14 protein-coding genes are annotated in these 18786 nt (G+C 60.9%); 8 read left to right on the forward strand and 6 right to left on the reverse strand.

What is annotated here, in order from left to right:
- Positions 1-155 precede the first annotated feature (155 nt).
- Genes rtcR through AC0V6X_RS10730 form a run of 3 tightly spaced genes read left to right on the forward strand, consistent with a single transcriptional unit; the run spans position 156 to position 3958 of the window.
- Positions 156-1742 (forward strand): RNA repair transcriptional activator RtcR, encoded by a 1587-nt coding sequence (gene rtcR, locus AC0V6X_RS10720; protein ID WP_486184534.1) that lies wholly within the window; start codon positions 156-158, stop codon positions 1740-1742.
- Positions 1743-1796: 54 nt separating this feature from the next.
- Positions 1797-2945: an acyl-CoA dehydrogenase family protein gene (locus AC0V6X_RS10725; RefSeq protein WP_486184535.1), complete on the forward strand. Its 1149-nt coding sequence runs from the start codon at positions 1797-1799 to the stop codon at positions 2943-2945.
- Positions 2945-3958: an acyl-CoA dehydrogenase family protein gene (locus tag AC0V6X_RS10730; RefSeq protein ID WP_486184536.1), complete on the forward strand. Its 1014-nt coding sequence runs from the start codon at positions 2945-2947 to the stop codon at positions 3956-3958. Before AC0V6X_RS10725 ends, AC0V6X_RS10730 begins: the two co-directional genes overlap by 1 nt.
- A 3-nt stretch (positions 3959-3961) precedes the next feature.
- On the opposite strand, the gene AC0V6X_RS10735 is transcribed toward AC0V6X_RS10730, so the two are convergent.
- Together AC0V6X_RS10735 and hppD are read right to left on the reverse strand one after the other, a co-directional pair.
- Complete coding sequence (locus tag AC0V6X_RS10735) at positions 3962-4534, reverse strand: VOC family protein (RefSeq protein WP_486184537.1); 573 nt, start codon at positions 4532-4534, stop codon at positions 3962-3964.
- Positions 4531-5649, reverse strand: coding sequence for a 4-hydroxyphenylpyruvate dioxygenase (hppD, locus tag AC0V6X_RS10740; RefSeq protein ID WP_486184538.1), 1119 nt, complete (start codon positions 5647-5649; stop codon positions 4531-4533). The genes AC0V6X_RS10735 and hppD overlap by 4 nt, the downstream gene beginning before the upstream one ends.
- 160 nt (positions 5650-5809) lie before the next feature.
- Between hppD and AC0V6X_RS10745 the strand changes: the two genes are divergently transcribed.
- Positions 5810-6343 carry a VOC family protein gene (locus AC0V6X_RS10745; RefSeq protein ID WP_486184539.1) on the forward strand — a complete coding sequence of 178 codons (534 nt, stop codon included), beginning with the start codon at positions 5810-5812 and terminating at the stop codon, positions 6341-6343.
- Between the two features lie 3 nt (positions 6344-6346).
- A complete protein-coding gene (locus AC0V6X_RS10750) occupies positions 6347-6988 on the forward strand; it encodes a carboxymuconolactone decarboxylase family protein (RefSeq protein WP_486184540.1) in 642 nt (213 codons plus the stop codon).
- Here the strand turns inward: AC0V6X_RS10750 and AC0V6X_RS10755 are convergent.
- Positions 6985-8511 (reverse strand): acetyl-CoA acetyltransferase, encoded by a 1527-nt coding sequence (locus AC0V6X_RS10755; protein WP_486184541.1) that lies wholly within the window; start codon positions 8509-8511, stop codon positions 6985-6987. The genes AC0V6X_RS10750 and AC0V6X_RS10755 overlap by 4 nt on opposite strands.
- Before the next feature lie 13 nt (positions 8512-8524).
- On the reverse strand, positions 8525-9793 hold the full coding sequence (locus AC0V6X_RS10760) for an acetyl-CoA C-acetyltransferase (RefSeq protein ID WP_486184542.1): 1269 nt from the start codon (positions 9791-9793) through the stop codon (positions 8525-8527).
- Positions 9794-9935: 142 nt separating this feature from the next.
- Between AC0V6X_RS10760 and AC0V6X_RS10765 the strand changes: the two genes are divergently transcribed.
- A complete protein-coding gene (locus tag AC0V6X_RS10765) occupies positions 9936-10697 on the forward strand; it encodes a crotonase/enoyl-CoA hydratase family protein (protein ID WP_486184543.1) in 762 nt (253 codons plus the stop codon).
- A 139-nt stretch (positions 10698-10836) separates the two neighbouring features.
- Positions 10837-12000 carry an acyl-CoA dehydrogenase family protein gene (locus AC0V6X_RS10770; RefSeq protein WP_486184544.1) on the forward strand — a complete coding sequence of 388 codons (1164 nt, stop codon included), beginning with the start codon at positions 10837-10839 and terminating at the stop codon, positions 11998-12000.
- Positions 12001-12292: 292 nt separating this feature from the next.
- Here AC0V6X_RS10770 and AC0V6X_RS10775 read toward each other — a convergent pair whose 3' ends face one another.
- Together AC0V6X_RS10775 and AC0V6X_RS10780 are read right to left on the reverse strand one after the other, a co-directional pair.
- Positions 12293-14818, reverse strand: coding sequence for a TonB-dependent receptor (locus tag AC0V6X_RS10775; protein ID WP_486184545.1), 2526 nt, complete (start codon positions 14816-14818; stop codon positions 12293-12295).
- Positions 14819-15043: 225 nt separating this feature from the next.
- Positions 15044-17101, reverse strand: a complete 2058-nt coding sequence (locus tag AC0V6X_RS10780) for a TonB-dependent receptor (RefSeq protein WP_486184546.1) — start codon at positions 17099-17101, stop codon at positions 15044-15046.
- 109 nt (positions 17102-17210) lie between these two features.
- Here AC0V6X_RS10780 and AC0V6X_RS10785 point away from each other — a divergent pair, with 109 nt between their 5' ends.
- A complete protein-coding gene (locus tag AC0V6X_RS10785) occupies positions 17211-18722 on the forward strand; it encodes a flavin-containing monooxygenase (protein ID WP_486184547.1) in 1512 nt (503 codons plus the stop codon).
- Positions 18723-18786 lie beyond the last annotated feature (64 nt).

An 18786-nucleotide genomic window follows, 5' to 3' on the forward strand; every position in this document is an offset into this window, starting at 1 on the left:
GGGTGTGCCAAAACTGGTTTAGAGGGTTTGAAATCGTCCTAGAATACTGATTTTACGAAACTTTCTTGGACTCCTACAAAATGCGCACCCACCTGCCAAAATCGCCAGGAACAATCCTCTTGTATCGATTTTTATCTAAATTTATACATTAGGCTATGAAACCGCTCACCGTCATTGGCTTCCTTGGCTCCACTCTCGACGCTTCCAAGTTCGGGCCTACGCGCTGGAACAAGTGGCGGCCCACGGTCAGCATCTGCATGCAGGAGGACCTGCGCGTCGATCGCTTTGTCCTGCTCCATGGCAAGCAGCACCAGCGCCTTGCTGACTTTGTGATGGACGATATTCGCGCTGTCTCGCCGGAGACCGAGGTGAGCCCGCAGCTGCTCAATTTCGATGATCCGTGGGACTTTGAGGAGGTCTACACCAAGCTGCTCGACTTCGCGCGCGAGTTTCCGTTTGACCCTGAGACGAACGACTACCTCATCCACATCACCACCGGCACGCATGTCGCGCAGATTTGCCTGTTCCTGCTGACCGAGGCGCGCTTTCTGCCGGGCAAGCTGCTCCAGACGCAGCCCAAGGGCGGCGCCCCCCAGCCTATCGGCCATTGGGCTGAGATTGACCTCGACCTCTCGCGCTATGACGGCATCGCCACCCGCTTTGCAGAAACCAGCGCCGAAAGTGCAAGCTTCCTCAAAAGCGGGATCGACACCCGCAACGCCGCCTTCAACCGCATGATCGAGGAGATCGAGCAAGTCTCCATCCGCAGCCGCGCGCCGATCCTGCTGATGGGGCCGACGGGGGCAGGCAAGAGCCAGCTGGCGCGCAAGATCTATGACCTCAAGAAACTGCGCCATCAGGTCGAAGGGCCCTTTGTCGAAGTCAATTGCGCCACACTGAAAGGCGACAGCGCGATGTCGGCTCTGTTTGGCCACAAGAAGGGCGCGTTCACCGGCGCGGCGAGTGAGCGGGCGGGCCTGCTCAAAAGCGCCGACAAAGGCGTCCTGTTCCTCGACGAAATCGGCGAGCTGGGTCTGGACGAACAGGCGATGATCCTGCGCGCCATTGAGGAGGGCCGTTTCCTGCCCGTGGGCGCGGACAAGGAGGTGCAGAGCGAGTTTCAACTGATCGCAGGCACCAACCGCAATCTGATGCATGAAGTGCGCGAAGGCTCTTTCCGCGAAGACCTGTTTGCTCGGCTCAACCTATGGACCTTCGAACTGCCGGGGCTGGCTGAGCGGCGCGAAGATATTGCCCCCAACCTCGACTATGAGCTCGAACGCTTTGCCGAACGCGAGGGCGACCGCGTGACCTTCAACAAGGAAGCACGCGAGGCCTATCTCTCCTTCGCCGAAAGCATCGGAGCATCCTGGCAAGGCAATTTCCGGGACCTCGCCGCCAGTGTGACGCGCATGGCAACCCTTTGCGGCAATGGCCGGATCGACCGCGCGGCAGTGGCCTTGGAAGTGGATCGGTTGAAAGCCCTTTGGTCGGGCGAGACAGCTGCGACGGGCGCTGCTGCGGACATTCTGCCTGCCGAGAAGCTTGCCGACATCGACCCGTTTGACCGCGTTCAACTCGACTATGTCATCGGCGTGTGCCGCCAATGCCGCAGCCTGTCCGAAGCGGGTCGTGTGCTGTTCGAGAAGTCGCGGGCGATGCGCAAGTCCACCAACGATGCGGACCGTCTGCGCAAATATCTCGCCCGGTTTGACCTTAGCTGGGACCAGATCGCGAGCTGATAACGCACTCAGATCGCTGGACGCTGGAGCCCACGCCCCGTACCCTTCACGGCAATGTTCGAATTCCCCAAACCCACGCCCGACCCCGCTGCCGAACACTTGCGCGCAGAGGTCCGCGCCTTCCTTGCAGAGGAGCGCGCATCCGGAGGCTTCACTCCGCAGGCTGATTGCTGGGTTTCGGCGGTGGACTTCGACTTCAGCCGCAAGATGGGTGCGCGCGGCTGGCTGGGCATGATGTGGCCGCGCGAGTATGGCGGGGCGGAGCGGCCCATCGGCCACCGGTTTGTCGTGACCGAGGAAATACTTGCCGCCGGAGCGCCCGTCGCCGCCCACTGGATCGCTGACCGGCAGACGGGCAGCCAGATCCTGCGCTATGGGACCGAGGAGCAAAAGCGCGACATCCTGCCCCGAATTGCCGCCGGAGAATGCTACACAGCCATCGGGATGAGTGAGCCGCAAGCCGGTTCTGACCTCGCCGCGATCCGTACTTCAGCAAAGCGCACCGATACCGGATGGATGCTTTCGGGCCGCAAGATCTGGTCCACCGGCGCGCATTTCTCGCATTACATGATCGTGCTCGCGCGGACCTCGCCCGCAGAAGGGAGAAACCGGCAGGTGGGCCTGTCGCAATTCCTCGTCGACCTTTCGCTGCCAGGGGTCGACATAACCGGCATACGCGATCTGGGCGGGACGCCGCATTTCAACGAGACGCTGTTCGAAGATGTCGAACTACCCGCCGACGCGCTGTTGGGCGAAGAGGGCAATGGCTGGGCGCAGTGCATGGGCGAGCTGACGCTAGAGCGCTCTGGCCCGGAACGCTTCCTCACCTCGCTGAGCGTGTTGGAAACCGCGATGCCAGTCCTTGCAGCGCACTGCGATGACCGGCGCGCAGGTGAGATCGGATCAATCCTCGCCAATCTGCGCGTATTGCGGCGCATGTCGCTCGGCATTGCGGAGATGCTTGAGCGCGGGGAAAGCCCCAACACCGCCGCTGCCGTGGTCAAGGAAATGGGCAACCGGTTCGAGAATGACGTGATCGCAAGGCTGCGCGCGATGCTCGGCGGGATTGCGCGCAACGAATGGCCCGATGGCCTTGGCATGCTGCTGAGAGACGCGGTGCTCCACCTGCCCTCCAACACATTGCGTGGCGGGACGACCGAGATTCTGCGCGGGATCATCGCGCGCGAAATGGGGATGCGGTGATGGAGGCTGAGACTCTCGACCAGATCACGCAGGGGCTTGAGCGCATTCTCACCGATGCGCCGCTTGCGGCGATTGACGCAGCTGCTGGACAGGGCGCTGAAGCTGACGCTCTTTGGGAGACGCTGGTCGAGAACGGCTTCCCGCTGCTTGCCGCGAGTGAAGAGCATGGCGGCTTTGGCGGTTCACTTGCCGATGCAGCGGTGCTCGCACAACTGGCCGCCCGCCATGCGCTGGCCTTGCCTTTGGCCGATACCATGCTGGTTGCCGGCGTGCTGTCGCTCGCAGGGTTGGAGGCTTCGACAGAGAAGTTTGCCTTGGCTGATCCACTTGAGCCTGACGCGCCCGTTGCGCACGCTCAAAATGCCGGAGCGGTGCTTTTGCTTGAAGGAGGACAGCTGCGGCTTGCCCCGCTCAACGCGACTAATCTCAGAGCGCAAGAGGAAGGCGAGGATGGGGCCGCCATTCTCTCTGCCCCCATTGACGGCGCATTGGTATCAGGGCCTGCGCCCAATTGGCTGAGCGCGGAAAAGCTGTGCGCGATGGGAGCGCTGATCCGATCCGCGCAGATGGCTGGCGCGATGCAGGCGGTGCTCGATCTGACGCTTGGCTACACGCAGGAACGCGAGCAATTCGGGCGCCCGCTGGCGAAGTTTCAGGCGGTCCAGCACCACCTCTCCGACATTGCTTGTGAGACGGCGGCTAGCATTGCGGCGGTCGAGCTTGCATCGGACGCGGTGCGCGCCGATCCTGAATGCTCAGACACGACGCTGGAGGATATTGCTATCGCCAAGATACGCTGCGGAGAGGCCGCTTCCAAAGTCGCCGCCGCCGCGCATCAGGCGCATGGGGCAATGGGCTTCACCCGCGAATATGCGCTTGGGCGCTACACAAGGCGGTTGTGGCAATGGCAGGATGAATTCGGCAGTGAGAGCGAATGGTCAGTCTGGCTCGGCCACCGAGCGCTTAGCGACGATCAGCCCGCTTTGTGGCCGCGCATCTCGCGCTCGACTTAGACCTTATCCCTTGCCGTGCTCGGCGCGGGCGATTTCGTGCAGCCAGTCGGCGTGGCGTGGGGCTTTCTTGGTCTCGCTCCATTCTTCCAGCATCATCGGAGCAACGCGCTTTAGTTCGTCATACTGCTCCTGCGTGCCGATGTCGGCTGCAAGCTCGACGCGGTGGCCATTGGGATCGAAGAAGTAGATCGATTTGAAGATGCCGTGATGCGTGGGGCCAAGCACGTCGATCCCTTGCGCTTCGACATGGGCCTTAGCCTCCAGCAGAGCGTCCTCATCCGGAACCCGGAAAGCGAGGTGCTGGACCCATTGCGGGGTGTTTTCATCGCGGCCCATTTCCGGCTGATTGGGCAGCTCAAAGAAGGCCAGAATGTTGCCGTTCCCTGCATCGAGGAAGACGTGCATGTAGGGATCGTAAGCGCCAGTCGATGGGACGTGATCCTCCGCAAAGGCGGTGGTATAGTCCATGCCGAGCACGCGGCCATACCACTCGACCGTTTCCTTCGCATCCTTGCAGCGATAGGCAGCGTGGTGGACGCCTCCCAATTTGACGGGGTGGTTGGTAGCCTCGCTCATTCCGCAGGCTCTTTCTCGTCAACCTCCAGAGCGCCGCGGCGGATCTGGTCGCGTTCCATGCTTTCGAACAGAGCCTTGAAGTTGCCTTCGCCAAAGCCGTCGTCGCCCTTGCGCTGGATGAATTCGAAGAAGAGCGGCCCGACTTTCGCCTCTGCGAAAATCTGAAGCAGGAGGCGTGGGCTTCCGCCTTCTGTTGTGCCGTCGAGGAGAATGCCGCGCGTCTGCAGCTCGTTCACGTCTTCACCGTGTCCCGGCAGACGCTCATCCAGCATCTCGTAATAGGTCGCAGGCGGTGCGGTCATGAATGGCACGCCGAGCTTTTGCAGCTTGTCCCAGCAACCGGTGAGGTCGTCGCAGATCAGCGCGATATGCTGAATACCCTCACCATTATAGTGGCGCAGAAATTCCTCGATCTGACCCTTACCGCTGTCGCCTTCTTCATTAAGAGGGATCCGGATCTTGCCGTCAGGCGCGGTCAGCGCTTTGGAAGTGAGGCCGGTATATTCGCCCTTGATGTCGAAGAAGCGGATTTCGCGGAAGTTGAAGAGCCGCTCATAATAGTCGGCCCAATACTTCATGCGGCCAGTGTAGACGTTGTGGGTCAGGTGATCGATCGTGTGGAAGCCTGCGCCTTCGGGATAGGGATCAACGCCGGGCAGATAGTCGAAGTCGATGTCATAGATCGTCAGGCTCTTGCCCTCAGACCCGGCATAACGGTCGACGAGGTAGACGATCGCGCCGCCAATGCCGCGGATGGCCGGGATAGAAAGCTCCATCGGACCGGGCTGGTTGGCAACAGGCTCTGCGCCCGCTTCGATCAGGTGGTCATAGGCCTTGGCCGCGTCGCGCACTCGGAACGCCATGCCGCAGGCGCTCGGCCCGTGTTCTTGGGCGAAGTACCACGCGGCGCTCTTCGGCTCGTAATTGACGACCAGATTGATCCCGCCCTGACGCCACAGATCGACATCTTTCGAACGGTGCTTGGCAACGCGGGTGAAGCCCATCGTTTCGAAAACCGGCTCCAGAATGCCTTTTTCAGGCGCGCAAAATTCCACGAACTCAAAGCCGTCGAGGCCAGCGGGATTGTCGAACAGATCGCCGGGGTGCTTGGTCATTGTGAGGGGATCCCAAATATTACAAACTGGTTACGTTTGAAACTAAATACCTGAGAGCGGCCCTCATGTCAAAGCCCAAAGCGTCCGCATCGGTTGATCACGCGCCTCCGCTCGTGCACTCAATGGGGCGCAAGGAGACTGCCATGATCAAGAGCGCGCAATGATTAGGACCAAGGGCATCAACCACGTCGCGCTGGTGTGCCGCGACATGCAGGAGACGGTGAAGTTCTACACCCACGTCCTCAACATGCCGCTGTTCAAGACGGTAGAGCTTCCCGGAGGCGGGCAGCACTTCTTCTTCGATTGTGGAGGCGGCAATGCGGTGGCGTTCTTCTGGTGGGAGGACGGGCCGGAGGCAGCGCCAGGTATCGCTTCGGTCAAGAAGTTTCCGATGGAGGCAAAGACGGCCGTCGGCTCGATGAACCACCTCGCCTTTCACATGGCGGAAGAGGAGCTGGAGGCCGCGCTCGACCGTTTGCAGGAGGCAGGGGTTGAGCACACGCATACCGTTGTGAACCACGATGACAGCCCTGCGGGCATGAGCCGCGAGATGCATGAGGGCGTCTTTGTGCGCTCGGTCTATTTCACCGATCCCAACGGCATCATGCTCGAATTCGCCGCGACCACGAAAGAGTTCGGACCCGGCGACATCACACACACGCCGGCCACCGCCGACATGCGAAAGGACGCCTGATCCATGCCGCGTTTGAGAGAAGTGCCGCGCGCCGAAGCGGATGAGAAGACCGCCCTGCCCCTCTACCAAATGCTGTTTGGAGAGCGCGATCCTGTGGCAGAGCCCGGCACCGCGACGGGCACTCCAGGCGATTGGTGGACGGTGTTTGCCAACTCGCCCGCGACGTTGAAGCATGCAGCGCAGGGCTTTGCCTATTACCGTGACCCGGCGCGCAGACTCGAGCCAACCTTGCGCGAGTTGGGCCAGACCTGGGCGGGATGGGCTTGTGGCAGCCAGTTCGTCTTCTCGCAGCATTGCAAGTCCCTGCGCGGCCTCGCTTACCCTGAGGAGAAGATCGAGTCCCTGCCGACATGGCAGACCGCGAGCGTGTTCGATGCGAAGGAACGGCTGGTCCTCGCCTATGCCGACCGGTTGGTGATGCATATGGGCCGCGTGCCGGACGCTTTGTTCGACGCGCTGAAGGCGGAATTCTCGGACGAGGAAATCCTCGAGCTCACCTACACCACCACCATGTATATGATGCACGCCGTGATGAGCCGCGCGCTTCGCACCGAATTCGACGATCGCGACGATCCCATCACCGAAGTGCCCGCGCCCGAAGGCTTCGATGCGCTCGATTTCCTGGGTGGGGAGCGAAAAGACTAGGTGGTCACGCGTCCGATATTGCGCCCACGCTCGTCCTGCGTGACGGACAGTTTCGCTCCGAATGGTTCTCCGCCTTCAAACGCTGCGCGGGTCGCTTCATCGGTGAGGTCTGCGTTCCCGACCACGCGCTCTCCGTCATTGTTGCGCCCGATGAAGACCGCGTCAGAGCCCTTCTTCGTGTGGTTGATCGTGTAGCTTTCGACCATCGCTGCATCGAAGGGTGCCATGCTGCGCGCGATGCCGTTGGTCGCTTTGGGGATTGTGCGGACGCGTTCCACCCCACTCCAATCAGCAGGCTCACTTGAGTAGATACCGGCCGCATATTTGCTCATCCACCCGCCATTCGCGCCGACCAGCGCATAGGAGCCGCGCGCAGCTCTCACCCGCGCTACCGCTTCGCAGATCGCGTGCGCGGAGTAGTTGTTTCCGGCCCCTCCGAAGAACGGCAGTCCTCCGGTCAGGGTCAAACCACGCGGATCGTCGATGGCAAGACCGAAGTGATCGCACTGATTGAAGACAGGGATCGCAAAGCAGGAATAGAAGTCGAGGTGGTCCATCGCCTCCATGCTCTTGCCCGCCAACTCAAATGCCTGTTCGACCGAGGCGATGGAGGCGGGGTTGCCGGCCAGGTCGGGCCGCTCGGACAGGTCGAGTTCGGTCGCGCAGGTGACGGCGTGGATATGCACCCACTGGCTCTCCGGCACGCCCAGCTCGCGCGCTTTGCCTGCGCTGGCTATGATGATTGCCGCGGACTGGTTCACCTGATCGCGAGCCACGGTCATGCGGGCATAGGGTTCTGCGACGATGCGGTTGCGGTCGGTTATGGTCGCGAGTTCCTCAGCCGTGCGGACCTTGGGCGCGGCGGCGTGAGGGTTCGCGGCAGCGACTCGCGTGAAGGGTTCAAACAGTGCGCCGATCTCGCGGCGATAGTCGTCCAGCCCCAAACTCAACTGCGCCCGCCGTGCATTCTCAGCAATGGCGTAGAGCGGGATCGCACCCGTGGCTCCGTGGGCGAAGAGCGCAGGTTCAAGCAGGCCTTCAAGGCCAAAACCCCGATCTTGCAGCTCCCCGCCAACTTCCTCTGACCAATCGGGCGTCTCACCCTTGGCCGCCAGCGCGAGAACGGTGGAGATCGCCTCTGCACCGACAATCGCCGCGCATTGGCTGCGTCCCTCGGCAATGTCCTCGGCAAATTCTCCGACCAGCTTCTGATTGTACTGCCCGCCCGTGGTCGAAAGGATTGCACGCTTGGGATCAGCGCCCACGCGCTTGGCGAAGCTTCTGGGCACATTGTCCGAACCTCCGAAAGGAGGCGTGCGGTCAGGCCGCGACATCTCGAAAGCCCGGATGCTTGCGAGGGTGTCGATAGCGCCCGCTACCGACCCACTCGCACCGCTATCCGCAATCGCAGCCGCCAGAGCGCGCGCGCCAAGGTCCATGTAGGACAAGGCCTCGTAGCTTGGCTCACCCACACGCTCTGAATGCTGGCCCACCCCGATGATGACCGGGGTGTTGTCAGGCACCTTCGCTGTTTGGTCAGTCAACGAAATCGTCCACGCGCTCGACGATGATCGCCGGGGCCATGCCGCCCGCTGCGCACATCGTCACGAGGCCGGTTTTGAGCTCGCGCCGCTCCAGCTCGTCGAGGATCGTGCCGATCAGGATCGATCCGGTCGCGCCAATCGGGTGGCCCAAAGCGATCGAGCCGCCATTGACGTTCACCTTGTCCCAATCGAGCCCGAGATCGCGCACGAACTTCGCGGCAACCACGGCGAACGCCTCGTTGATCTCGAACAGGTCGATATCATTCAGGGTCATACCGGCGCGCTCCAGCACCTTCTTCGCAGCAGGCACCGGCGCGTTCAGCATCAGCGTGGGATCATCGCCCATATTGGCGGTCTGGACGATCCGCGCGCGCGGTTTGAGACCGTGCTTCTGCGCGTATTCCTTCGAGCAAATCAAAACGGCCGCCGCGCCATCGACGACGCCAGAGGAGTTGCCCGCATGGTGGAAGTGCTGGATCTCAACGTCCGGATATTTCTGATTGATCAGCCCACGGAACGTCGTGCCATTCGCATCAAGCGGTACGTCCGCGATCTTGGTGAAGGCAGGCTCCAGATTGGCAAGGTCTTCCTTCGTCGTTTGCGGACGGGGATATTCCTCCCGGTCGAGCACCACCGTGCCATCGTCGAGCGTCACCGGCACAACCGACTTGTCGAAGCGGCCCTCGCTGATGGCTTCGGCCGCACGCTGCTGCGAGCGGTAGCCGACCTCGTCCAGCTCCTCACGGGTGAAGCCTTCGATGGTGGCGATGGCATCGCCGCAAATGCCCTGGTGGCTCTGCGGATGCACGCGCTGAAGGCGCTCATTATAGCTGCCCATCATGGGCGGCTTGAGACCCGCTTGCATCTTCTCTTTGGCCATAGCAGCGGTGAGGCTCATCATCTCGGTCCCGCCTGCAACGATGCAGTCTTCCATGCCGCTCATCACCTGAGCGGCGGCAAGGTTGACAGAAGTGATCCCGCCCCCGCAAAACCTGTCGAGCGTCGTGCCGGACGAGGTGATGTCATAGCCTGCATCGAGAGCCGCCATCCGGCCTAAATCACCAGCCTGCATGCCGTCCTGCGTCGAGACCGACCAGATCACATCGTCGACGGTCGAGGTGTCGAGCGAGTTGCGCTCCGCAATCGCCTTGAGGACCGTGGCTGCGAGGTGCTGCGGATGCTGCTCGGCCAAAGCGCCCTTGCCCTGTTTGCCGATCCCGCGCGGGGTGCGCACTGCGTCGATGATGTAAGCTTCGCCCATGGGCCTTATCCTCTCTCGTCATTTGCGCCGTTTGTCGGCGATCTTTCGAAAATGCGGTTGACGTATTCGTAAAGCGCCTGCACTCATTGCACAAGAATTCAGTTTCAAATTGAAATCACATAATTGGGAAAGAGAGAGCCTGATGTCCGAAGAAGTCCTCACGCAAGTCAAAGACGGCGTTCTGATCGTCACGATCAACCGCCCCGAAGCCAAAAACGCCATGACCAAGGCCGCCTCCGAAGCCATCGCCGCGGCGATGGACCGGCTCGACGGCGAGGACGATCTGCGCGTCGGCATTCTGACCGGTGCAGGCGGCACCTTCTGTTCTGGCATGGATCTCAAAGGCTTCCTGCGCGGTGAGAGCCCCAGCGTCGAAGGGCGCGGCTTTGGCGGCGTGGTGCAGGCGCCTCCGGCGAAACCGCTGATCGCGGCAGTGGAGGGCTATGCGCTTGCCGGCGGGCTCGAGCTGATGATTGCGTGCGACCTTGTGGTCGCCAATGCAGGCGCAAAGTTCGGTATTCCCGAAGCCAAGCGCGGGTTGGTGGCAGCAGCGGGCGGCGTGATGATGCTGCCTGACCAAATCCCGGAGCGGATCGCGATGGAGCTGGCGCTGACCGGCGACTTCATCGATGCGGGCCGCGCCTATGAGCTCGGCCTGATCAACACTGTGACCGAGGGTTCCGCGCTCGACGGCGCGATGGAGCTTGCCGCCAAGATCGCCGCCAACGGCCCGCTCGCGGTGCGCGTCTCGAAGCAGATCATGAAAGAGTCGCGCGGTTGGGCGATGGAAGATCGCTACAACAAGCAAGGCGCGCTGATCGCCCCGGTCTTCGTCTCCGAAGACGCCCGCGAAGGCGCGGCCGCCTTTGCCGAAAAGCGCGCGCCCAACTGGAAGGGCAAGTGATATAGCTAAGCTAAGTGCGTTCGCCCTGAGCCTATCGAAGGGCCGTTCTGCCTTTTGCTCCGTCTTTCAAGAAGAAGAGCGGTGCTTTGACAAGCTCAGCACGCACGGAAATTGAAGTATCTTAGAGAGGAAATGCACCATGCCCGTCATCGACGTGCCCCAGCCCGAATTTATGGAAGACGAGGAGATTTCGATCTTCGCAGACGCCGTTGGCAAATTCTATCAGCAGCACGCTCCGGAAAAGCGCGTCGCAACCTGGCGCGAGAACGGCCAGGTGGAACGTGAGTTTTGGAATGAGGCGGGCGCGGCGGGTCTGCTCGGCGTGTCCGTACCCGAAGAATATGGCGGCCATGGCGGCGACTTCCGCCACGACATGGTGGTGATCGACCAGCAGGCGAAACACGGCGTCGACGGCTTTGCGGCCTCGCTCCACAACACCATCATCCTGCCTTATCTCGTGCGGCACGGCACCGAAGAGCAGAAGAAGAAGTATCTGCCAAAACTCGTCACCGGAGAGCTCGTCAGCGCGATTGCCATGACTGAGCCAGGCGTCGGCAGCGACCTCCAGTCGATCACCACGACCGCGCTGAAAGACGGCAATGGCTACCGTATCAACGGGGCGAAGACCTATATCTCGAACGGGCAGACAGCGGACTTCATCGTTGTCGTCGCCAAGACCGACCCGAATGAGCGGGCCAAGGGCATCTCGCTGATGCTGCTGGAGACCGAAGGGGCAGAGGGTTTCCAGCGCGGCAAGAAGCTCGACAAGATCGGGCTGGATGCGGCGGACACCTCAGAGCTGTTCTTTGAGGATGTGTTCGTGCCGGCAGAGAACGTGCTCGGCGGGGTCGAAGGTAAAGGGTTCTACCAACTGATGGGCGAACTTCCGCAGGAGCGCCTCGTCATCGCCATGGGCGCGGCGACCGCGATTGAGAAAGCGCTCGATGTGACGGTTGAATACGTCAAGACCCGCAAGGCGTTTGGCCAGACGATCTGGGACTTCCAGAACACGCAGTTCGTGCTCGCCGACCTGAAGGCCAAGGGCACAGCCGCCCGCGTCTTCGTCAACGATTGCATCGCGAAGCTGCTAAAAGGTGAGCTTGATGTGGCGACGGCGAGCATGGCGAAATATTGGGTGACGGAGCTCCAAAGCGAAGTCGTCGACAAGTGCCTCCAACTGCATGGCGGGGCGGGCTACATCAACGAATATCCGATCGCAAAAATGTACCGCGACGGGCGCATCACGCGGATCTTCGGCGGCTCCAACGAAGTCATGAAGATGCTGATCGCTAGATCTATGTGATTGCGCAGGCCCATCCGGGCCTGCGTCCTCGCTAGACGTCCTCCGCTTCGCTGCGGACCCGCTACGGCTCGCGCGCGTGCGCTCGCGGTCCGCTGGCCGCGGACCGTTACTGCGCTATCCTCTTGATCACGGCAGTCAGAGCGCGACTGCGCGGCCCGCAGCGGGTCTGTAGGGGAAGATTCCCCGAAGGACGTCTAGCGAGGACGATCGCCCGGATGGGCGATCATGAAACAAAAAACGCCCCGTTTTCCCGAGGCGTTTTTCGTTTGAGGTTCGCTTAAACGCGCCGGACTTAGAACTCAGTCCGCAGCGTAACACCGTAGGTGCGCGGCTCGGAGACGAAGGCCGAGCGAGCGGTGAAGCCCGGGTTGCCGCGAAGCGTCGTGTTGAACGTCACCGAACGGGTGATTTGGTCGGTGAGGTTCACCGCCCATGCTTCCAGCGTCCAGCTCTTGTCAGCGGCACCAATACCTGCGCGCAGGTTGATCTTGGTGTTGCCGTCCTGAACATCGAACGGAAGCAGCTGCGCTCCGTTGCTGCCCGGGTTCGACGCTTGGGTCGAAGTCCGGCGGTCGCTCTCCATACGGACCTGACCGTTGATGAACCAGGTCATATTGGTTCCCAGATCACGCTCATAGTTGAAGCCGCCAATCGCGACGACATCCGGCGCGTTGGTGAGCGAGTTACCACACAATTCCGTCACCTGAGCCGCAGTAATGTCGCCCGCGCAATCATCGGGATAGTTCGCATCGGTGATAGTCAGACCCAGATTAAAGGTCAGATAATCGCTTGGACGAATGACCGATTCCAATTCAATACCCTGACTGACAGCTTCCGGAACGTTGAAGGTCTGGAAGGCAGCGCCGGTGAATTCGAGGATCTGCAGATTGCTGAACTCTTGCCGGAAAATCGCGAGGTTGGTGGTCAGCGCACGGTCAAGGAATTGCCCCTTGATGCCAATCTCATACGCGTCAACCTCTTCTGACAGGAAGGTCGGGTCAGCCCCGCCAATCGCTGCGGTCACATCAAGGTTGATACCGCCCGCTTTATAGCCGTGCGTAAAGCTGGCGTAAGCGGTGATCGGCGCTTCGAACTCATAAGAGATCTTACCCGTGTAGATCAGCTCTGAATCGGAGAATGTCGCCTGATATTCCTGTGGAAGCGGCAGAGTTGCAGTGCCGATTGCCGGGGCGGTAAAGCCAAAGCAGCCAAGGCCAATCAGGACTGGCCCAAGCGCCGCGGCTTGTGCGTCTGGGAGCCCGCCTAATACCTGCAATCCTGATAGACAGGCCGGGTTGTTCGAAGCAAGTTGGGTGTAGCCGCCCGACTTGGTCTCATCTGAATACCGCAGGCCCAGCGTCAGGTTCAGCCCGTCGGATACTTCCAGCACGTTGTGCGTGAAGATCGACCAGCTCTCAGCTTCCTGATTGTATGCGTTGGTCGCGGTTGTGCCAGCCGGGTTCACGCCGGTGAGCGCGGTGATCGGAGAGACACCAGCCGGGCCGAGCGGGCCAAAGCTGCTGCCTACAAATGCGCCGTAGAGCGCGTCAGTTTCAGCGCCGAGCGAGAAGTCAGTGACCTGACTGATCTCCTCATCCGAATAGAAGCCACCGATCAGCCAGTTCAAAGATCCACCAAACGCTTCGCCCTGGATGCGAAGTTCATGGGTCATGGTCTGGATTTCGGTCCGCAGGTCATCAACATCGAAGAAGTCGACGCCCGTGAAATCGGTGTCGTAATTCTCATTCGATCGGAAATCGCGATATGAGCCGATGTAAATCAGGTCTGCGTTCTCACCCAGCGGGAACTCAATCTCACCGGAGATGCCCCATTGTTCGACATCCGCCATGGGTGCGCGGTTAGCGGTAGCAGTCAGATCGTCCATCGCGAGCTCTGCGGTGGGCTGGTCGAATGGGTCGGTTGCCACAATCGGCTGAGCCTGACCCCCGCGCGGGCCAAGACCCACCGAGTTGAACACGCCATTGGCTTCATTGGCGCTGGCCAGCAGCTCAATCGGGGAGCAACACTGGTTCTCGTTCGCGGAATAGTCGAAGATCAAGCGTGCGCGCACGCCGCCTTCGCTTTCATAGCCGAGCTGGGTGCGGACAAGATATTGGTCGATCGCATTGGACTCGCCGATCTCATTGCCGTTGGGATCAATGATATCGATGAAGCCATCGCGGTTGCGGTAGGCACCCGTCAAACGCAGCGCGAGCGTATCTTGTACCAGCGGCACGTTCACCGCGCCCTGAATGTTCATCAGGTCGTAATTGCCATAGGTCGCGTTGGCGAAGCCGCCAAAGCTGGTCACATCCGGGCGATTGGTGGTGATGTTCAGCGCACCAGCCGACGTGTTGCGACCAAACAGCGTGCCTTGCGGACCGCGCAGAACCTCAACCCGCTCAATATCGACAAATTCACTCAGCGCGACGCCGGGACGCGACTGATAGGCGCCATCGATGAAGATACCGACCGCGCTTTCAAAACCAATGTTGTTAGAGGTTGTACCGACACCGCGAATACGCAGCACGACCGATCCGGACGAGATTTGCGCATTGGAGGTCGAGAAGCTGGGGCTAACCTGTGTCACGTTCTGGACGTTCACTACGCCTTGCTTGTCGAGCGCTTCTTGGCCGACGGCGGTCACAGCGATTGGAACGTCTTGAATATCTTGCGCACGGCGCGTTGCGGTCACGATGATGACGCCTTCATTGGCATCGGGGGCCGCAAGTTCCTCTGCGTCTTGCGCGAAGGCTGGTGCCGTGAATGAGCTACAGGCCATTAGGCCAGCAGCATAAGCTGCAAGCTTACGTGTCATATTTTTCCTCTCCACTTCCACCCGACTTACCGGTCGGTATGGTTCTCTCGGAGAACAGACTATCAGGGGTTTTGACCGTGCCAAGCGGTGTAAGCGGGTTCTTTTCAAATAGATGTAAAAATGCCACAGTCTGCGCTGCACTGCGTCATTTATTGCGCAGTGCAGCATGTGGGCGCAATGGAGTTGCCCATTAGGCGCTCCTAGGCCCGGTTTGTATTCTGTGGTTCAGAGTCCCACACGGAAGCCTATCCAGACAGTGCGCGGGACGCCAAGATCAATCGCTCCGCCAGCATTGCGGGTCACGATGGTCTCGTCGAGCAGGTTCTCTGCGCGGGCAGTGACTGAGAAATTGCCGCTCACAGGAACTTGAGCAAACAGGTTCACAGTTGTCGCGGCAGGCAGAATGTCGGTCTCCTGATCATCCTCAAACTGGGCGCTAACATGGCGCAATGTTCCCGCCAGCCGCCAGCCATCGCGCGGCTCCCACACGAGCGTCGCGGAGGCGGCAAACTTGGGCGTTTGAGGTGGGCGATTGCCGTCGAGTGCCAGCGAGGTGCCCTCTCCGCGAATTGTGGCATCGGTATAGGCGAGCGAGCCATCAAAGCTGACCGTCCCGAATTTGGCGAGGACGGCGGCCTCGACCCCTTGCGCTTCAATCGCAGGCAGGTTCTGCCGCTGGCGCAGGTTTGGCTCCAGCGTCACATTGGCGATGGCGTTCTCGACTTCATTGTCAAACGCGGTGAGGGAGAAAACTATCTCGTTCACTGGCTGCCAATTGAGGCCCACTTCGAAGCCTTCCAGCCGCTCGTTCTCCAGCGCCGCATTGGCCTGCGTCACCACGGGGAAAACGACGAAGGGCCGGTAGAGTTCATTGAGCGTCGGTAGGCGCAGCCCGCTATAGGCCGCCGCGCGCAGATCCAGCCGCCGCGTCGCGTAAAACGATGCGCCCGCGCGCCAGCTCACCCCCCAGTCGGAACGGTCGGAAGCAAGCGTCTCGGTCACCAGAGCGCCGCCCGGATCGACCGCGGTAAAAAAGCCATCCGCAATGCTCGTCCGGTCGAGCCTCAATCCGCCATTGAGGACCACTGGGCCAATCTCCCAATCGTCCTCCACAAACAGGCCGAGATTGGAATTGGTGCCCCCCGCCCGGCGACTCTCGCGCAAATTCCCGGTGAAAGCGCTGAAGGCTTGCTCGAACAACTCGCCCGAAGAACGGCGATAGTCGACACCGACGCGCAGCTCGTGTCCTTCCGCCACTGGGGGCCGCAATTCGATCTTGCCACCAAGGCCGGTCGAAGGCGTCTCCACCTGATCAAGCACGCGGACAAAGCGGGTGGAGCTGATGATCGTGTTGGAGAAATTGCGCGTCTGGACATAGCCGACCGCATCAAACTCCCAATCGCCGCGCCCGATGAAGCGCAGGCTCAAATCCTGGCCGTCATGGTGCGAATCCGCGCCGTCGAAGCGCAGGGTGCGATCATCCTCAAACAAAGCGGCGCGGGCTTGGACTTGGACCGTGTCGCTTACTGGAGCGACAATGCGCAGCGCCGTGTTCCAATTGTTGAACTGCGCCCGCGCACTGGCAGGCACGCGGCTGTCATCTGGCGTCGTGAAGAAGCCCTGCCCTCGGTCCCAGCGCCCGCTGACACTCGCAAAGCCTGCGCCCAGTTTCTGGATCGCAACGCCGGACAGTTCGGTCTCTCCCCGGTCATTGATGAGAGCGCTGCCTGCAAACCCATCCACCTGCTGAGGCCGGACGCTTTCCAGCTCAATCGTACCGGTCAACGCGCCCGCTCCGAACGGCCCCGATCCCCCGCCGCGCGTCACGCGGATCGAGGACAGGCTCTCCGGCGCGATCGAGGCGAGCGGGATATAGCCGAAGAACGGGTCCGCCACCGGCACGCCGTCGAGCAACACCAGCGCGCGACTGGTCGCATTGCCGCCAATCGCGCGCAGCGTCACACCTTGCGCCGTGGGGTTGGCCGAGCGGCTGTCCGAGCGGCGAAATTGCTGGAAGCCCGCGACATTGCCTAGCGCATCCTCCAGCCGCCCCGACCCGGTCGAGACAATCGCCTCGCGATCCAGCTCAGTCGTTGAATAGATGATGCCCGAGAGCGCCGGCTCCAGCCCCTCTCCCGTCACCACAATGGCGGGGACATTGGCGAGGATAGTGTCAACCTGCTGCTCCTCAGCTTCCCCTTCAACCTCTTGGGCAAAGGCGACATGGGGGAGAGCAGCGGCAAGGGAAATTGCGGCGGCAGAAAGCCGGTATGGAATTGTCATGCGCGAGCGCTTAACGCGTAGACCCTCCAAAGTCAGTTGCTATTTGCAATCAAGACTGGCTTTTCGTCGCACCCTATGCTTTCTTCATCGATCTGAGGAGAGACCCAAAATGTTGGCCACACCCCCCGACTTCGACGTTCTGATTGTAGGCGCAGGCATTTCCGGCATCGGAATGGCCGCGCACATGAAGATGAAGGCGCCGCATCACTCCTATGCGATTGTCGAGCAGCGCGAGAATTTGGGCGGCACCTGGGACCTGTTCCGCTATCCCGGCATCCGATCAGACAGCGACATGCACACGCTTGGCTTCGATTTCGAACCGTGGCGGCACGAGAAGTCGATCGCCGACGCGCCCGCCATCCTCGAATATTTGAATCGTATAGTCGATGAACGCGGCATCCGCGAGAAAATCCGCTTTGGCCACAAGGTCATCAGCGCCGACTTCCGCGAAGACGAAGCGCGCTGGCATGTCGAGATGGAGCTGGAGGATGGCTCACGCACACACCTGACCGCAAACTTCATGTATTTGGGTTCGGGCTATTACGATTATGACGAGCCCTATGATGCCGGTTTTGAGCTGGGCGAGTTTGAAGGCCAGGTGCTCCATCCGCAGTTTTGGCCGGAGGATCTGGACTATACCGGCAAGAAAGTCGTGGTGATTGGATCGGGTGCGACGGCGGTGACGATTGTGCCGTCGATGTCCGACAAAGCCGAGCACGTCACGATGCTCCAGCGCACGCCGACCTGGATGTTCGCGCGCCCTGCCAAGGACGGACTTGCCAACTTTCTGCGCAAGGTGCTGCCAGAAAGCTGTGCCTACCGGCTCACCCGCTTCAAGAATATCAAGATGCAGGACTTCGCCTTCAAAACCGCGCGCGACAAGCCGGAGAAGGTGAAGAAAGCGCTCTATAAGGGGATTGAGAAAGCGCTCGGCCCAGACTTCGACAAGGACACTTTCACGCCGCCCTATAATCCGTGGGAACAGCGCCTGTGCCTCGTGCCTGATGACGACCTGTTCGAGGCGATGAAGTCGGGCAAGGCGAGCGTAGTTACCGGCCATATCGAGGCCTTCGAGGCAAGCGGCATTCGCCTCAAATCCGGCGAGCTCTTGGAAGCGGATATCATCGTCACCGCGACCGGTCTGAAGCTCGCAATTGCGGGCAAGATCAACATCAGCGTGAACGCTGAGCCCGTCGATTTCAGCAAGCGTTTTTACTACAAGGGCTGCATGTATTCGAACCTGCCCAATTTGGCGGTGGTCTTCGGCTACATCAATGCGAGCTGGACCCTTCGCGCCGATATCAACTCCGACTATGTGTGCCGCGTGCTCAACGAGATGCGCTCCAAGGGCAGCACCATCGCAAAGCCAGTTCTCACGCCCGAGATGGAGGCGAAGCTGGAGGTGGAAGACATCTTCGAAGGCTTCTCCAGCGGCTACCTCGCCCGCGCCAAGGATATCAATCCGAAGAATGCCGTCGCCTATCCCTGGCGGCTCAACCAGGAATATGTCGCGGATCGCAAGCAGATGGCGAACGATCCGGTGGCGGATGGTATCCTGACCTTCACCAAGGCGGGCGCCAATGCGCAGGCGCCAGAGGAGCAGCTGGAAGCGGCTGAATAGTCTAGCGCGCCCGCATCCGCGGTCGCGTCCTCGCTAGATGTCCTTCACTTCGTTACGGACCCGC

The organism is Erythrobacter sp. S267 (genome assembly GCF_057365045.1).

Bases quoted from the DNA above. Each gene is read 5' to 3' on its own strand.
- rtcR (WP_486184534.1), top strand. From the start codon at position 156: ATGAAACCGCTCACCGTCATTGGCTTCCTTGGCTCCACTCTCGACGCT.
- AC0V6X_RS10725 (WP_486184535.1), top strand. From the start codon at position 1,797: ATGTTCGAATTCCCCAAACCCACGCCCGACCCCGCTGCCGAACACTTG.
- AC0V6X_RS10730 (WP_486184536.1), top strand. From the start codon at position 2,945: ATGGAGGCTGAGACTCTCGACCAGATCACGCAGGGGCTTGAGCGCATT.
- AC0V6X_RS10735 (WP_486184537.1), bottom strand. From the start codon at position 4,534: ATGAGCGAGGCTACCAACCACCCCGTCAAATTGGGAGGCGTCCACCAC.
- hppD (WP_486184538.1), bottom strand. From the start codon at position 5,649: ATGACCAAGCACCCCGGCGATCTGTTCGACAATCCCGCTGGCCTCGAC.
- AC0V6X_RS10745 (WP_486184539.1), top strand. From the start codon at position 5,810: ATGATTAGGACCAAGGGCATCAACCACGTCGCGCTGGTGTGCCGCGAC.
- AC0V6X_RS10750 (WP_486184540.1), top strand. From the start codon at position 6,347: ATGCCGCGTTTGAGAGAAGTGCCGCGCGCCGAAGCGGATGAGAAGACC.
- AC0V6X_RS10760 (WP_486184542.1), bottom strand. From the start codon at position 9,793: ATGGGCGAAGCTTACATCATCGACGCAGTGCGCACCCCGCGCGGGATC.
- AC0V6X_RS10765 (WP_486184543.1), top strand. From the start codon at position 9,936: ATGTCCGAAGAAGTCCTCACGCAAGTCAAAGACGGCGTTCTGATCGTC.
- AC0V6X_RS10770 (WP_486184544.1), top strand. From the start codon at position 10,837: ATGCCCGTCATCGACGTGCCCCAGCCCGAATTTATGGAAGACGAGGAG.
- AC0V6X_RS10775 (WP_486184545.1), bottom strand. From the start codon at position 14,818: ATGACACGTAAGCTTGCAGCTTATGCTGCTGGCCTAATGGCCTGTAGC.
- AC0V6X_RS10780 (WP_486184546.1), bottom strand. From the start codon at position 17,101: ATGACAATTCCATACCGGCTTTCTGCCGCCGCAATTTCCCTTGCCGCT.
- AC0V6X_RS10785 (WP_486184547.1), top strand. From the start codon at position 17,211: ATGTTGGCCACACCCCCCGACTTCGACGTTCTGATTGTAGGCGCAGGC.